Below are 14,661 nucleotides of genomic sequence, written 5' to 3' on the forward strand. Positions count from 1 at the left end.
AAAAAGCGATTAGCATATATTCGGCTGACCGTTTTTTCTACCCGTTCAAGTTATGCACTTATTCTTTGAATCCAAGCAATTTTAATCTCTCTAATAGTGCATTTGTTAGTTCTATTTCGTTTGATAGATATGTGCCGTTTTTGTGCCGCGGTATCAACCCTTGGCTGATACCGAATCCAGATATTAACTAACCCGAGTGTTAACTATCTAGTAAGCGTTTTAGTTCTTCCTGGGTGATTCCCGTGGATTCTCCTCTTGCTTGATGTTATTTATGGTTTTATTGTAGTATTATATTACAATGGTGGTTGTATTTAGCTAAGTATCGATAATCACTAGTGCTCGGGTAGGGGATCGATAAAAACTCCCTTGTGCTTAATAAATCTTTGATACGGCGTTAGATTAGGTACGTATTTATACTCGATAGATGCCGCGTTATTGACTTGCCTTTGGCAACGACTCCATATTATTTTTCTTTACGCTTAAATTTAAATAAGAATAATAATTTTACAGTCTCCTTATTAATTATTCATCTGTTCAAATATAAAAATATTGTCGGGTGATTAAATATACGAAACGCAAGTGGACTTAACTTGAAGAAATAAAGAAGCAGTTTGAATGAAGCGGTGACACCGCGAGGAATAAAATCATGAGTTCTAGCGCAATAATAATCGATGATTTAGCATCACCAAATTTGTGCGACGAAGCCAAAGCGATACTGGAAAAAAGGGCCGCTAAACCTTATGAGTATTCACTCAAAGGTGTGATGGAACAAGTCGCTGAACGAATCGATGTGCCGGTTTTTGAAGACGCCCAGGGAAGTGGTCTAAAATTTGGGGAAAGGTCAACCTTAGTCCCTTAAAACCGATATTACGTTAATATTACTTGAGGGAAAAAGAATGACTAAAGAATTTGATATTGTTGTGTATGGCGCAACCGGATTTACCGGTAGCCTAATATATGAGTACCTTGCAAAAAAGTACGCCATCAACTCAAGCATTAGGCTGGCCCTCGCCGGCCGTAACGAAAGTAAGCTAAAAGCAGTTCGTGTAAAGTGTGGCGCCGATGATGAAACGCCTATCATTATAGCCGATTCTGATGATCTTGATTCACTGAGAGTAATGGCCAAGCGTACACGCCTTGTTATTTCCTGCACCGGGCCCTTTCTCCTATATGGTTCAAATGTGGTCCGTGCCTGTGCGGAAACGGGGACCGACTATGTGGATGTGACGGGAGAGGTTTATTGGGTCGGTCAGATGATTAAAGAGTATGCAAAGCTAGCACAAGAAAGCGGTGCCAGAATAGTGTCTTGCTGTGGTTTTGATAGTGTTCCTTTTGACCTAGGGGTGTATTATCTTCAAAAGTTGGCCAATGAGCATTTTGGCCATCCGATCAGCCGTGTGAAGGGCCGTGTAGAGTCACTTCTCAGTGGTCCAGGGGGCGGTAGTATGGCTACCATGGCAGCCGGCCAAGTAGAGGCAAAGAAGAATGTGAACTACCTGAAATTCATGCTTGATCCATTCGCGTTAACATATGGCTTTACCGGCCCGATTCAACCCGACGGTATGAAGGCTACCTTTGATAAGGACCTAAATAGTTGGGCGGCTCCATGGCTGATGTCGGGAGTTAACCCAAAAATCATTCACCGCTCCAATGCCTTGTTGGGTCATCCCTATGGTGAGGATTTTGTCTATGATGAAATGACTTCTACAGGTCCTGGAGAAGAAGGAAAGGCACAAATAGCAGAAACTGTAAGAACGCTCTCTGGTTTTAACCCCGATGGACGTCCAGCTGTTAAACCAGGTGAAGGACCTAGTGAAACGGTAAGGGCCGCGGGCTATTATAACCTTGGGTTCAGCGGGATTATGGAAGATAAAGTTGTTATTAAAGTGCTTGTCTCAGACGACTTAGATCCAGGCTTTGGTTCAACGGCGAAACTTGTTGCTGAGAGTGCACTTTGCCTATTGCAAGATAACGTTCAGATAGCTGGCGGTATGTGGACACCTATTGCAGCAATGGGTGAGCAGTTACTTCATCGCCTTCCAGAGAAAGGCGCGCTTAAGATATCCCATACGTATACTCAAACCAGCTCTCTGTATCCGCTTTAGGTAAGGCCGATAAGAAAGTTATTCACTACCTAAACTCGATTAACTATCCAATAAGCGTTTTAGTTCTTCCTGAGTGACTCCTGCGGCTTCAACTGCGCTAGGTTCTATCCATTGCCTGACGTCGTCTGTCGTTAATGCTGATATCTCTAGCGCGGTTTGGTCAGGCCCTACAAAATAAATGGATTGGCAAAAACCGTGATCCATTGGACCAATACAATGAACTCCGCAAGATCTGATCCTGTCGCGCATTGCTAGCAAATCTTCAACCGAATCAACATTTAGCGCGTTATGCTGCAATGTTCCTGCAGTAGTCGCATCGCCAGCATTCACAGAATGAGTGACACCAAGTTCAATCACGTCACTTGTGCGTGGAGTATACAAAAAGGAGATCATTGCATTTTGGTTAAGCTGCATAACTGCGCGAACGGCTGCTTTTGAGTGATTGGACCATTTTATGGATACCAGAGGTAAGGCAAGGACATCAGAGAAATACTCTAAGGTCGACTTCATATCTATGGTGTTAAGTTCTAGATTACTATAATCATTCAGTTGAATATTTTTCATAGTTTTCTCCAAGAGTTAAAAATCTTGTGATACAGCATATGTGAGAGCATTGTTAATGTGGCAGTTAATTTTCGTATTCTAAAAGGCTTCTTTTGGTTTGGGGGGAATGCGTCTTGCGTCATATTGAATAACGTTTCATCAGATACAGAAATCATTGTTCTATATACAGCCGGAGGGTAGTGCATCCGATATCCGGCGTCTTTTCCAATAGGCGTATTTTTTATAGGTGAGCTTGATGAATTTGTATAAACTTTAGGTCGCTTCAACTTTTCTAGCGAATGTTCATCAATGCCTACAGAAAGCGCTGCATCGTTGTCCCAAAGATCTTCTTCATTAATATTTTGCTTGCAGGATACTTCCAGCAAAATCCCTTCAGGCCCAGAAAACCGTATTGAGCCACTATCAGACTCAGGTATGGTGAAAGCAATATTTTTAGCCATTAATCTATCTTGTATATTAGCTAAGTCTTGCATCGATTCAACATTGAAAGATAAGTGATGCATGGTGCCTTTACTACTCGTTCCATCCATAGTGCCGGGGTGGGTCTTGCCTACCTGGATATCAGTACCAACGGTTGGATGGTAAACAAATCCGAGTAATGAAGATTTATTGATTGTCAAAAAGCCATGAATAGTACCCTTCACGCCGTGCATCCAATATAGCGCTGCAAGGGGAAGTCCTAATACATCATTAAAATAGAGGAGTGTTTTTCTCATATCTGATGTTGAAATAGCAACGTGATTAATTCCGTTGGGTTGTAAAATCATTTTTTTCATTTTTTTAACCTTTTGACTAAAAATTATACTGTGAGGTCTCTGCTTTCAGACACCTATATCAAAATTATAGCTTTGCAGTAATCGGCCTCCTATTTTAAAGGTGTTACTGCCTAATTGACGAACACTTCATTGGAGCGCACTGTTCACTTTTCGGTGTTAATTAACTGACTTATTTACCCGCATTTTGGCTATAGCTTGAAAAAAGTCTTCATAACGTTCTTTCCACCAATCCGGCTTATCATTGAAATTTGGGTTGGCTGAGTAAAGAGCAACCACTAATTTTGCCGGTTCATTCACAAATAGGTATTGGCCGTGCAGCCCAGACGCATAAAACTCTCGGCCGTTAGGATCAACCGGAGTCCACCAAAGGTAGCCATAACCAAAAGGTTTTTCGGATAATGGATTATCTCTCCCAGGGAGCTGGTAGGGTTTTACTGGCGTTGTTGATTCAAGTACCCATGATTCAGATAGTAACTGCTGCCCTTGCCATTGACCTCTTTGCAGCATCATCTGGCCAACTTTTGCCACATCTCTTAAGCTCATACTTAAGCCACCAATCGTTATTTCTTGCCCTGTAATATCAGTTGTCCATGTTGCATCATCTTGAGTGCCCAGTGGCTGCCACAGTTTTTCATGCATATAGTCAGATATGGATTTTTCACCCAAAACAGCACTTAATAACATGCCTGCCATTTGAGTTTCCATACTGTTATAACCCTGCTTAATCCCGGGTTCATTCTTGGATGTCAGCGCAAGTAAGAATGGTTCAATAGGTTTATCAAATAAAAATCCTTTCTGAAAGCGCATCATATCTGTATCGGTTCGAGAATAATCCTCATCAAAATCAACACCACTGGACATTTCAAGCATATTAGCAATGGTTGCTTTATCCCACGCCGAACCTTTAAAATTAGGTAAATATTTAACCACTGGATCGTTCACGTTTTCAATTAAGCCATCGTCAATAGCAAAGCCAACCATTATTGATGTCATTGATTTAGCGACCGAGAAAGCGAATTGCCTTTGTGGTGCAGTCAAACCATGCCAATAGTCTTCATAAATGACGTGGCCGTTTTCTAGAATCACTAAACCTGTTGTCTGAACCAGCTTTAGAAAGTCATCGCTATTAATTATTTCGCCATGACTTTCAAAGGTTTCTGGCCAAACATTCTCTTCTAGTTTTCTAGGTAATGGCTGTGGCAGGGAAGATTTAAGGATAATATGATGATTGAATTTAGTATCTGTAATTCTAAAATTTTCAGCCATCAAATCCTTATCGTCATTAAGAACAAATATTATTCTCTCAACAAAATGGCCGTAAAAGCCCCCTACGACCGCTGCAATAAGCAATACAAACACTAAACTTATAATACCTAATCGCTTCATCACGCTCTCTATTGTTATGTTGTTGTAATTATTATGTAACTATATAGATCGGGTATTTGTATTACAATGGTACATTTGTGTTACTGATCAAAAAAGTCACTGAGGTCTTGCATGAATCGCTCAAACTGATCGTGGTGGAGCCAGTGCCCTGCGTTTTCGTATTCTTTAAATGTAGCATTCTTAAAGTGCTTCAAGCGCCCGTCTTGTTTGGGGCTAGAGGCCCAACTGTTTTTACCGTAAAGAAGTAGTGTGGGGCAGCTGATACGTTCCCATAGTTCTCTCAGTTCGGCGTCGGGTATGTCGATATCGGCCGACGTATTCAAGTAGTTATCGAATTTCCAGCTGTAACTTCCGTCTTCATTCTGGCTAGTGCCGTGTGCGGTAAGATGTCTGGCCTGATCCTCGCTTAGGAAGCTGTTTTCTGTCTTCATACGTTGATAGGCATCTTCAAGTGTTGGGTAACGTTTGATTTGGCGTGCAGACGCGCTGCGCTTCTGTTCTATCCAATCACCCAGGCGTTCGTGCCTAGGTTTAGCGTTTGTTTCGGCGACCATCTTCGGCGAAAAGCCCAAGCCCTCAATAAGTACCAAGCTTTTAACGTTGTCAGGGTAGATCCCGGCGTAGCGTGAGCAGACCATGCCGCCCATTGAATGCGCGACTATCGTTACGGGCTCCAACTGCATCTGATGAATGAGTTGGGCTATGTCGTAGACAAAACTAATTTGTGTGTAATTTCCGTCAGGTGTCCAGTCGCTGTCGCCGTGGCCGCGCAAATCGGGCGCTATGACATGCCAATCCTTGCTGAGTTCCTCAGCTACCCAGTCCCAACTGCGGCAGTGATCTTTGCCACCATGTACGAGTAACAGAGGCGGTGCACTTGGATTTCCCCAGTCGACATAGTGTAGGTTCATTCGCTGTGATTTATAACGGTGGGATGAAGGGCGTAATTGCATGAGTTACCTCTTTTTAATTCGATTTAATCAACTGATAATGGGACGGAAGCAGACAAAGCTACTAGGTGTACAAAGCACTGGACTTGACAAGGGGGTAGTTGAATTGGTCGTTTTTCAGGCAGAATGGCAGCTATAACACATCTGCGTACAACACGGCTCAATTCTCTTGCGCCAAGTCATTTAGCATATCTCCTAGGTTTACACCTAGTACATCACAGCCACGCAAGAAATCCTCAATGTGTCTGCGAGCCCACAACTCCGCAGCTTGCTTGTCTCTATCCTTGATAGCACCAACGATGTGTTCATGGGCCACTAACATGCGCTTGCCCGGCTCCTTTAGGTTAGCCAAAAGTTTTCGCTCGGCAGGGTAAAACAGGCCGCTCATGCCTAGGCGGCTCCACTGGAGCGCGCGATTTTTTGAGGCCTCAGCCAGCAGGTTGTGAAATTCTTGATCAAGTGTCGTTAAGCGTTCAGGGTCATTGAGCGCTTCACGGGTTGTGTCTAAATTAGCTTCAAGTTTTTCAAGCAATTCTGGCGTGACACGCTCGGCGGCCATTGCCGCCATTGAGGGCTCTATGGTCAATATTGCTTCGTATACTTCGCCCAGAGATACCTCATCAATCAACATGGTGGTAGAAATACGCCGAGAGAGCTTGTCCTTTTTGGGTGCGGTCACCAGTAGTTTCTTTTTACCCGCAGCTCGACCAATCAAGTCATTTTCTTCCAATAATCGAATGGCTTCACGTATTGATGATCGATGCACGCCATAGCTGAGCGCCAAGTCTGTCTCTGAAGGCAAAGCATCTCCCACTTTCAGTTCTCTGTTGACGATCTTGGCTTCCAACTGATCGTAAATTTGACGATATAATGGCGCGCGCTGTAATGGATTAGCGATCATAAGCTGACTGTATTCCTTATCTATCTGACTGAGATTGTTGTTGGCTTAAAGAATTTTTTATATAGCGACTAGCCTATTGACAATTTTAATGTCTGTCTATAATATTTTTATAATTGTCGGACAGTAATACTATGTTACTTAATCGTTTCTAAGAAAGGCACTAAATTATGGATTTTGAATATACAGATAAAATGAAGGGGCTTATTGCCCGCGTTGATGCATTTATGAAAGAGCATATTCTTCCCGCTGAAGCTGAGTATGAAGAGTTCGTTCACGACCCCGCCAACCTATGGGTTGTACCGCCTATTCTCGAAGAGTTAAAAGCTAAAGCTAAAGCAGAAGGACTCTGGAATCTGTTTTTACCAAAAGATTACGGCGAATACAGCCCAGGCTTGACCAATCTTGAATACGCGCCTCTGGCCGAACTAATGGGACAAAACGAGTGGGCCAGTGAAGTATTTAATTGCAGCGCGCCCGATACCGGCAATATGGAAGTGTTAGCGCGCTACGGGTCAGAAGCGCAGAAGAAGGAATGGTTAGTGCCCCTTCTTAATGGTGAAATACGCTCTTCTTACCTAATGACTGAGCCACAAAATGCATGCTCTGATGCTACCAATGTTGAGTGTTCTATTGTGCGCGAAGGCGATGAATATGTGATTAATGGTCGAAAAACGTGGTCGTCTGCCGTCTATGATCCTCGCTGTAAGGTATTGTTGGTGATGGGCAAGACAGACTTTGACGCGCCCCGTCATATACAACAATCCACCATCATCGTTCCTAAGGACACACCTGGGGTTAAGATCCTTAGACCTCTGAAAGTGATGGGCGAACTGCACTCTCCTCAAGGTCACGGTGAAGTACTTTTAGAAAACGTTCGAGTACCGGTTGATAATATTATCCTAGGCGAAGGCCGAGGCTTTGAAATTGCTCAAGGTCGCTTGGGGCCTGGACGTATTCATCACTGTATGCGATTGGTTGGTGCTGCTCAGCGCTGTCTTGAATTAATGTGTGTACGCGTAGAGAACCGTTCACCATTCGGTAAGAAGTTATCCGAGCAAGGCAGCATTCGCCAAGATATCGCTAAGTCTCGTTGTGAAATCGAACAGGCGCGTATGCTGACCCTACTCGCCGCGAATAAACTCGACAATTTTGGCAACAAAGTGGCGCTTGATTTAATTGCGATGATTAAGATTGTAGCCCCTCAAATGTGTCAAGACGTAGCGGACCGTGCTATGCAAGCCTTCGGAGGAATGGGAGTGAGCCAAGATACACCGATTGCTCAAATATGGGCTTATGGGCGTTTTGTTCGTCTAGCCGATGGCCCAGATGAAGTACATATGTCGCAGCTAGGCAAGCTGACCATTCGCAAGTACAACGAGTCGTAATATTATGAAAGCTTTAGTCTTTAACGGTCCAAAAAACATTCAGTACGAAAGTTTTGATGATCCAATAATTACGAACAATAGAAACCTGATCCTTAAGGTTGAAAAATGCAGTATTTGTGGATCAGATTTACACATGTACCACGGTGATGTGATAGGCACAAAACTAGATTACAGCCAGCCCATGCCTAAATTTTGTACCGGGCACGAGACGATTGGTGAAGTGGTTGAAGTCGGCTCAGGCGTTTCTAAACATATGATCGGAGACCGCTTGGTGATTGCCGGTGGAAAGGGGTGCGGACAGTGTAAGCGCTGTCTCAGGGGGGAGATTAATCTTTGTGAGCAATCGGGTTTGGGTGGAGACGTTGGAGCATACGGCATTATGCCCGGCTTAAACGGTGGCCACGCTGAATATTTGGAAGTCCACTTCGCAGATATTAGTGCTGTCAAAATTCCCGGTGGCGTGTCCGATGAACAAGCAATACTTTTGACCGACGCGTTAGCAACGGGTTATTACGGCGTTAAAATGGCGAACGTAAAACCTGGCGATAGTGTTGCGGTAATTGGCCAAGGCCCTGTGGGATTAATGGCCGCAGAAGCCGCTCTTGCTGTTGGCGCGTCACGCGTTTACTGCATCGACCCGGACGAAGCGCGGCGGAATTTGAGCGCCCATTTTGGTGGCATCCCTCTTTCGCCTGCTGAAGCTATTGAGCGTATTAGAGAAGATACTAACGGTATTGGTATTGACGCCGTGATAGAAGCGGTGGGTGTCGGGCCGACTTTGAAACAAGCTGTGCGTTTATTACGCTGGGGTGGATCTCTTTGTGTACTGGGTATATTGCAGAAAGGTACCGAGCTGCCATTGCAAATAATGCAGGCCAAAAGTCTGAATTTTCACGCGGGTATTGCGGGTGTTGTAAATCTGTGGGAAGAACTAATCCCTCTGGTACAAGGTGGTCGTATACAAGGTAAGGGTGTTTTCACACACGAATTTAGCCTCGCCGATGGGGCAGAAGCTTTCCGCCTATTTGACGCCCATGAAGATGGCGTTATCAAAGTCATGATGACATTATAGTTTTATAGAGAGATGCATTAATATGAAAGCTTTAGTCTTTAACGGTCCAAAAAACATTCAGTACGAAAATTTTGATGATCCTAAAATTACCAATAATAGTAACCTGATCCTTAAGGTTGAAAAATGCAGTATTTGTGGATCAGATTTACACATGTACCATGGTGATGTGCTAGGCCCAAAACTAGATTACAGCCAACCGATGGCGAAATTTTGTACCGGGCACGAGACCATAGGTGAAGTGGTTGAAATTGGGTCGGGCGTCTCTACGCACAAGGTTGGTGATCGCGTACTTATAGCTGGTGGCATGGGGTGTGGTAAGTGTAAACGTTGCCTCAGTGGTCAGTTGAATATTTGCGAGCAAGCGGCTTCAGGAAAGCCTGCACTGGCCTATGGCATCTCTCCTGGTTTTAACGGTGGCCATGCGGAATACATGGAAGTACTATTCGCAGATATTGGCGCTGCCAAAATACCTGATGGCGTGACTGATGAGCAGGCACTACTTTTAACCGACGCGCTAGCGACGGGTTATTACGGCGTTAAAATGGCACACGTAAAACCGGGGGATAGCGTCGCGGTTATCGGTCAAGGTCCTGTTGGCTTAATGGCTGCAGAAGCCGCTATGGCGGTCGGTGCATCACGCGTTTATTGCATTGATCCAGATGAAACCCGTCGAAACTTGAGTTTGCATTTTGGTGGAATCCCACTTTCACCTGCTGAAGCTATTGAGCGTATTAGAGAAGATACTAACGGTCTTGGTATTGACGCCGTGATAGAAGCGGTGGGTGTGGGGCCGACTTTGAAACAGGCTGTGCGTTTATTACGCTGGGGTGGATCTCTTTGTGTACTGGGTATGTTGCAGAAAGGTACCGAGCTTCAACTGCAAATAATGCAGGCCAAGAGCCTGAATTTTCACGCGGGTACTTCTGGCGTCGTAAGCATGTGGGATGAACTTATCCCGCTGGTGCAAGCTGGTCGTATACAAGGTAAAGGCGTGTTTACGCATGAGTTTAGCCTTGCTGAGGGTGCAGAAGCCTTCCGTTTATTTGATGCGCGTGAAGATGGCGTTATTAAAACTATGATCACGTTATAACTTTATAGAGAGACAAGCACTGCACCTGATCGATAGCCGCGACCATGGGTCGCTACAGCTGAGAGATGTAGCGGTCGGTGCTGACGCATTGCTACAGCCATCTGACGATACGATTGACCTGCTGAGCCATGTACTGAACTACGCCCGCATCGGTCTCGCCACCGAGATGCTGGGTTCAGCCTGGGCAGCGTTTGACATGACCGTCGAGTATATGAAGTTGCGCGAGCAGTTTGGACAGTTGATTGGTAGTTTCCAGTCCCTTCAGCATAGGGCCGCAGAAATGTATGTCGATTTAGAGTTGTCGCGTAGCGTGGTTGATGCGGCGCTGATAAGTTGCGCCAGCAACGATGCTGATCTCGCTGCAATAGCCTGCAAAACAAAAATGTTAGTTGGTGAGACTTTGCACCGGGTGAGTAATGAAGCCGTGCAGCTGCATGGCGGAATTGGCATGACGGATGAACACGACGCGGGTCTTTATCTCAAGCGCGCACGAGTCAGTGAGCAACTCTATGGGTCGGCGAGTTTTTTAGGCGATCAGTTCGCTAGTCTGCGCAGTTTTTAGCAAACCCACTAAAAAGATAATTATGGATTATCCCCTACTTCAAAGAGGAGCGAATGATGCTGGATTTCACCGATAAAATTGTTTTGATTACTGGAGCCTCGCAGGGAATAGGTCTGGGTATAGCGAAGGGTTTTCTGCAGTGCGGAGCCACCGTGCATATTACCGGCACCCGAGCCAGTGCAGACACCTATGAGGATGACTTGAGCGATTTTCACTACCATCAGTCCGACCTATCGACGTCAGGCGGCCGAGTTCAACTGCATGCACAGTTACCCGAACTTGACGTGCTTATCAACAATGCGGCTATCGCTTTAGAAAATGACGCGGAATATGAAGTTGAGGCTTTTCGGCAAGTTATGGAAATGAATGTTACCGGAGTGATGGAACTGTGCATGCTTTACCGCGACTCGTTAATGGGGCGAGGTGGCAGTATTGTCAATGTCGGCTCGCTAGCGTCTCATCTGGCGATAAAAGAAGCGCCAGCCTATACATCGAGCAAATCGGGGCTACTCGGTTTGACTCGCGTGTTGGCTGATAAATGGTCTACTCAGGGTGTGCGTGTAAACATGATTGCGCCGGGATTTGTGCGCACGAGAATGACGCAGGGCCATCGCGCAGACCCGACCTACGAAAAACGCTTGTTACAAACGGTACCCATGAAACGCTGGGCGGAACCAGATGAAATGGCAGGCGCGGTTATGTTTTTGGCCTCGCCGCTGGCGTCCTATATCACAGGAGTCAGTCTGCCAGTGGATGGAGGTGTACTACTGCGCTAGAAACGACTGCTTTGAAGTAATAAGCATCGCACTGATTTACAAAAAGGTGCGGAGCTCCCACTGCAAATAATGCAGGCCAAGAGTCTGAATTTTCACGCGGGTATTTCTGGCGTCGTAAGTATGTGGAATGAACTGATTCCACTAGTACAAGCTGGCCGCATAAAAGGCAAAGGCGTATTTACGCACGAGTTTAGCCTTGCTGAGGGCGCAGAAGCCTTCCGTTTATTTGACGCCCATGAAGATGGCGTCATAAAAACCATGATCACGTTATAATTTTAGAGAGAGAGATTTAAGATGAATGCATTAAATGCGTTGAATTTTACTGGAAAAACAGTCGTTGTTTGCGGTGCATCTGACGGAATAGGCTACGGCGTGGCGACCATGTTTAAAGAGTTGGGCGCTACTGTTCACATAACGGGTACGCGCGATGCAACGGCCTACGATAATGATTTTTCAGGCATGACGTTTCATAGCCTAAAACTGGACAATACTGATAATATTTCTGCGTTCGCTAAAGAATTTGAGCAAGTGGATGTGATGGTTAATTGCATTGGTACCGTACTTTGGGGCTCGAAAGAATTCGCACGTGAAGGCTTTGAGCAGATTATAAACATTAATCTCACTGGCGCGATGCAACTGTGTACCGAATTTTTCCCACTGCTGGAGGCTAGCGGTGGCAATATCGTTAATTTGGACTCTGTTGTTTCTATACGACCTGCGTTTAATAACCCTGCGTATTCAGCAAGTAAAGCGGGCCTTTTACAGCTGAGCAAATCACTGGCAATGAAGTGGGGACGAAAAGGCGTACGTGTCAATACGGTTGCACCAGGCATGGTACCAACCAAGCTAACGGTTAATCAATCGACACCAGAGCACGAGGCTCAATTTGCCAAAACGTGCCCTATCGGACGTTTTGGTAAACCAGAAGATATAGCCGGTGCGGTTGTCTATCTTGCTTCTCCACTTGCGTCTTACGTGACGGGTCATCAATTGGTCGTTGACGGCGGCGTAACGCTGTAAAAGGCGGTAACTATGATGAATCAAGAAGAATGGAAAAAAATTGCTGATTACTTAGAGAGTAAAGGCCATACGCTAGACCTCTCAGAGAGTCCTGCACAGTTATCTGGTGGGGTCGCTAATTTCAATTATAGTATTCTACTCGATGGGAAAAAAGCGGTATTGCGCCGACCGCCAAATGGTCCATTACCTCCGGGTGCCAACGATGTCGCCCGTGAGTATAAGGTATTGTCACGCTTGTATAAACACTACCCGCCAGCTCCGGCAGGTTTAGTCTTGTGTGATGATGAGTCTGTGATTGGTGTGCCATTTTGTATTAGTGAGTTTCGTGAAGGTATTTGTATTAGTCGTAACCTCCCTGAATCGCTGCAAAACACTGCAAACATTGGCGACAGCTTGAGCCGCTTAGTGGTTGAGTCTTTGGCCGACTTGCATAAAGTCGATCTGAAAAAAACTGATCTGGAAGACCTCGGTTCGGCCGGAGGTTTTATTGAACGACAGGTATCGGGTTGGTACAAGCGTGGTTCGCGAGTACTCAGCGAACCGCAGCTTAAGCAATTAGCGACCATCCGTGATTGGTTGCAGAGCCACTTACCTGATAATAAAATTGCCACACTGGTACATAATGATTTTAAGCTCGACAATATGCTGATCGATATCGACACGTTACACGTCAACGGTGTTGTTGATTGGGATATGTGTACGGTCGGCGACCCTTTTTATGAGTTAGCTATAATGCTTGCTTATTGGGGTAATACCAACGACGTACCTGCTTATAAATTTCAGTGCCGCATGCCGATGGAAGCCGAAGGCTGGTGGTCTCGAGAAAGAGTCATAGAAGAATATCTTCGCCTGACTGGACTATCCATTAATGAACAAGATTTGAAGTTTTATCAATGGTTAACGTACTACAGAAACATCGTAGTATATGGACAGCTTCAGAAGCTGTTTGAAAAAACGGGAGAATGCCCTGCGGTATTAACAGAAGAAGAATTTAATGATATAGCAGATAACAACCAATTATTGTTGGATACGATTGAGGCCGCGGTTAAAGCGCAATAGCGAGTTAATGGACGCTTGGGGCCAAAGGCTTCTACGTCGGACGAACTGATTATTTAATTTGAATTCAAACCAAAATTGGCCGTACCCTCAACCCGCTTGCGGCGTACTATGAACTGGAGAGATAAAATACGATGAATTACCAAACCATTAATTACACTGTTAAAAACCACATTCTTACCATTGAGCTTAATCGTCCGGAACGGATGAACGCTATGACGGAACAGATGGGTTATGATTTACTTGCCGCTCTTGATGCTGCAGACAACGATGATGATGTTCGCGTTATTGTTGTTACCGGCGCTGGTCGAGCCTTTTGTGCGGGGGCCGACCTGGAATCCGGTGCTGACACGTTCAATTATGACGAATCGAAAAACGAGCACGAAATACCACGGGATCACGGAGGATTGGTTACACTCAGGATTTATCAGTGTAAAAAACCACTGATAGCCGCTATAAATGGCGCAGCAGTCGGCTTTGGCGCAACGTTTACATTGCCAATGGATATTCGGCTCGCCTCAGAAAAGGCCAAATTTGGATTTGTTTTTGCCCGCCGGGGGATTGTTCCCGAGTCGGCTTCAAGCTGGTTTCTGCCCAGAGTGGTTGGTATAAGTCAGGCTCTGGAGTGGAGTATTCGGGGTAATGTCTTCGATGCGGAAGAAGCGCGTGCAGGAGGTTTGGTGAAAGCGGTTTATCCCGAATCTGAGTTGCTGCCTGCAGCTTATGAACTCGCTCAGGAAATTGCACAAAAATCAGCCCCGGTATCGGTGGCACTCACCCGTCAGATGATGTGGCGTATGCTGGGTGCAGATCACCCTATGGAAGCACATAAATTGGACTCAGTCGGGGTCTTCAATCGTGGAAAACAGTCGGATGCCAAAGAGGGCGTGGAGTCCTTTTTAGAGAAACGCGAACCTGATTTTTGTGATAAACCCAGTGTAGATATGCCTAAGTTTTATCCGTGGTGGGAAGAGCCAGAATATAGCGACCATTCGTGATTGGTTGCAGAGCCACTTAC

Annotated in this window: 17 protein-coding genes; 12 read left to right on the top strand and 5 right to left on the bottom strand. The window is 45.4% G+C overall.

Annotated features, from left to right (window positions below; translation table 11 throughout):
- The 3 genes from GQS54_RS23070 to GQS54_RS13980 all read left to right on the top strand — a co-directional run.
- A partial coding sequence (locus GQS54_RS23070) for a hypothetical protein (protein ID WP_205967767.1) occupies positions 1–191 on the top strand: 191 nt, incomplete at its 5' end.
- A 455-nt stretch (positions 192–646) separates the two neighbouring features.
- Positions 647–859, top strand: a complete 213-nt coding sequence (locus GQS54_RS13975; protein ID WP_166424598.1) for a hypothetical protein — start codon at positions 647–649, stop codon at positions 857–859.
- Positions 860–896: 37 nt separating this feature from the next.
- A complete protein-coding gene (locus GQS54_RS13980) occupies positions 897–2,105 on the top strand; it encodes a saccharopine dehydrogenase NADP-binding domain-containing protein (protein ID WP_166424599.1) in 1,209 nt (402 codons plus the stop codon).
- A gap of 39 nt (positions 2,106–2,144) precedes the next feature.
- Here the strand turns inward: GQS54_RS13980 and GQS54_RS13985 are convergent, their stop codons facing one another.
- The 5 genes from GQS54_RS13985 to GQS54_RS14005 all read right to left on the bottom strand — a co-directional run bounded on the left by GQS54_RS13985 (position 2,145) and on the right by GQS54_RS14005 (position 6,682).
- Positions 2,145–2,669 carry a VOC family protein gene (locus tag GQS54_RS13985; protein WP_166424600.1) on the bottom strand — a complete coding sequence of 175 codons (525 nt, stop codon included), beginning with the start codon at positions 2,667–2,669 and terminating at the stop codon, positions 2,145–2,147.
- Positions 2,666–3,445, bottom strand: coding sequence for a VOC family protein (locus tag GQS54_RS13990; protein WP_166424601.1), 780 nt, complete (start codon positions 3,443–3,445; stop codon positions 2,666–2,668). Before GQS54_RS13990 ends, GQS54_RS13985 begins: the two co-directional genes overlap by 4 nt.
- Before the next feature lie 156 nt (positions 3,446–3,601).
- On the bottom strand, positions 3,602–4,831 hold the full coding sequence (locus GQS54_RS13995) for a serine hydrolase (RefSeq protein ID WP_166424602.1): 1,230 nt from the start codon (positions 4,829–4,831) through the stop codon (positions 3,602–3,604).
- 80 nt (positions 4,832–4,911) lie between these two features.
- Positions 4,912–5,784, bottom strand: coding sequence for an alpha/beta hydrolase (locus GQS54_RS14000; RefSeq protein WP_166424603.1), 873 nt, complete (start codon positions 5,782–5,784; stop codon positions 4,912–4,914).
- A gap of 157 nt (positions 5,785–5,941) precedes the next feature.
- The gene (locus GQS54_RS14005) at positions 5,942–6,682 is read right to left on the bottom strand and encodes an FCD domain-containing protein (protein WP_166424604.1); all 741 of its coding nucleotides are present in this window, start codon (positions 6,680–6,682) and stop codon (positions 5,942–5,944) included.
- Positions 6,683–6,849: 167 nt separating this feature from the next.
- On the opposite strand from GQS54_RS14005, the gene GQS54_RS14010 reads away from it, so the two are divergent.
- From GQS54_RS14010 to GQS54_RS14050, 9 genes are all read left to right on the top strand, one after another.
- Positions 6,850–8,067 carry an acyl-CoA dehydrogenase family protein gene (locus GQS54_RS14010; RefSeq protein WP_166424605.1) on the top strand — a complete coding sequence of 406 codons (1,218 nt, stop codon included), beginning with the start codon at positions 6,850–6,852 and terminating at the stop codon, positions 8,065–8,067.
- Between the two features lie 4 nt (positions 8,068–8,071).
- Positions 8,072–9,139 carry an alcohol dehydrogenase catalytic domain-containing protein gene (locus GQS54_RS14015; protein ID WP_166424606.1) on the top strand — a complete coding sequence of 356 codons (1,068 nt, stop codon included), beginning with the start codon at positions 8,072–8,074 and terminating at the stop codon, positions 9,137–9,139.
- Between the two features lie 22 nt (positions 9,140–9,161).
- Positions 9,162–10,229, top strand: coding sequence for an alcohol dehydrogenase catalytic domain-containing protein (locus tag GQS54_RS14020; RefSeq protein WP_166424607.1), 1,068 nt, complete (start codon positions 9,162–9,164; stop codon positions 10,227–10,229).
- 88 nt (positions 10,230–10,317) lie between these two features.
- Entirely contained in the window at positions 10,318–10,791 is a 474-nt protein-coding gene (locus tag GQS54_RS14025; protein WP_166424608.1) for an acyl-CoA dehydrogenase, read from the top strand.
- Between the two features lie 53 nt (positions 10,792–10,844).
- Positions 10,845–11,567: an SDR family oxidoreductase gene (locus GQS54_RS14030; protein WP_205967768.1), complete on the top strand. Its 723-nt coding sequence runs from the start codon at positions 10,845–10,847 to the stop codon at positions 11,565–11,567.
- Positions 11,568–11,687: 120 nt separating this feature from the next.
- Positions 11,688–11,840, top strand: a complete 153-nt coding sequence (locus tag GQS54_RS14035) for a hypothetical protein (RefSeq protein WP_166424609.1) — start codon at positions 11,688–11,690, stop codon at positions 11,838–11,840.
- Between the two features lie 21 nt (positions 11,841–11,861).
- Positions 11,862–12,587: an SDR family oxidoreductase gene (locus GQS54_RS14040; RefSeq protein ID WP_166424610.1), complete on the top strand. Its 726-nt coding sequence runs from the start codon at positions 11,862–11,864 to the stop codon at positions 12,585–12,587.
- 12 nt (positions 12,588–12,599) lie between these two features.
- Positions 12,600–13,646: a phosphotransferase family protein gene (locus tag GQS54_RS14045; protein ID WP_166424611.1), complete on the top strand. Its 1,047-nt coding sequence runs from the start codon at positions 12,600–12,602 to the stop codon at positions 13,644–13,646.
- 131 nt (positions 13,647–13,777) lie between these two features.
- Positions 13,778–14,641, top strand: a complete 864-nt coding sequence (locus GQS54_RS14050; protein ID WP_166424612.1) for a crotonase/enoyl-CoA hydratase family protein — start codon at positions 13,778–13,780, stop codon at positions 14,639–14,641.
- Positions 14,642–14,661 lie beyond the last annotated feature (20 nt).

Origin of the sequence: Paraglaciecola sp. 20A4 (assembly GCF_011378905.1) — a bacterium.
In the GTDB taxonomy this organism is placed as follows: Bacteria; Pseudomonadota; Gammaproteobacteria; order Enterobacterales; family Alteromonadaceae; genus Paraglaciecola.